Here is a 1109-nt window from a genome sequence, read left to right as displayed (position 1 = left end):
TTGTGCGAGAAAATTCCAAGTTTTGACCAAATATTACTTAATTACTCAATAAAATTATAGTCCACTAGAACTATTAAATCAATAAATTTATAAAAATGGCCCGATTTTCAATGGTTCAAATAGCTTGTTTTTCACTTTAGAAACTCGCTTAATCCATCTTGAACAAAGTCCGGGGCTGCCTTTTTTAGCTGCTCAACAGTATGTAAATAGCGTTGAGTCGTGTTGATATGGGAGTGTCCTAGGTTGTGCTGTACCTGTTGAAGAGACGCTCCATAAAGCAAGGCTAATGTAGCATTGGTATGCCGCAGCCAGTGAGGAGTGAATTTTTTTCCCAGGTTACATTGCTTGCTTGCTTTTTGAATAACGCGTTCAACTTGGCGTGATGATAGTGAAAATACCCGTTGATCTTCCGAGTTAATATCTCTAGATTTCTCATACTCAACAAATAACTCCCACAATTGCTGCGGTACCTTAATCGTTCGTTTTTTGCCTCCTTTACCATCCATTATTGTTAACCAAACTGATGTCTCCGTAACATCCGTAGCAAAATGTCCCCATTCCATTGAACTGAGTTCAGATACGCGCAACCCCATAAGAACAAAGGTTAGACCGATAAGATAGTCGCGAAAGCGTTGTTTTTTTAACTGATCCAGCAGATGTCCAACCTCTTGTTTGGTCAAATAATGATTGCCGCTGTTAACCGATATTCGGGGAGTGCTTACGCATGATGTCGGGTTTATTTGGAACAGCTTTATATTCGGATCGCTTCCCCATTTGTATAAAGAACGTAATGGAGCAATAAAACTAGCAACAGTAGCCGATGACATCGGTTTTTTTTGTTTGCTACAAAATCCTTTAATTAATCCGATTTTATAAACCTCAATTTCTTGCCAAGTTACCTCGGATAATGATTTGTAAGAAATAAATTGTCGGAAGCGTTCAATCGCCAATTTGTAATTGCGGATCGTATATTTAGATCGGCTGCAAACGGCTAGAAACATTTCGATTATTTGATCATCTGTGTAGGATTCTTGGTGGTGTTTCTTGTAAAGAGTGACTTGATTCATTAAGGGTTCTTGTTTCAACATAAATGGCCTCCTCTGCAATAT

General features: G+C 38.4%; 1 protein-coding gene. It reads right to left on the bottom strand.

What is annotated here, in order from left to right:
* Positions 1-131: 131 nt before the first annotated feature.
* Positions 132-1088, bottom strand: a complete 957-nt coding sequence (locus tag GC093_RS07905; RefSeq protein ID WP_171651332.1) for a tyrosine-type recombinase/integrase — start codon at positions 1086-1088, stop codon at positions 132-134.
* Positions 1089-1109 lie beyond the last annotated feature (21 nt).

It is taken from the genome of Paenibacillus foliorum, assembly GCF_013141765.1.
Classification (GTDB): Bacteria; Bacillota; Bacilli; order Paenibacillales; family NBRC-103111; genus Paenibacillus_S; species Paenibacillus_S foliorum.
The sequence above is the reverse complement of the archived record's forward strand: the minus strand, read 5'-3'. Positions and strand labels throughout refer to the sequence as shown.

Excerpts from the sequence above, each read along its gene's own strand:
- GC093_RS07905 (WP_171651332.1), bottom strand. The coding sequence starts at position 1,088 with ATGTTGAAACAAGAACCCTTAATGAATCAAGTCACTCTTTACAAGAAA.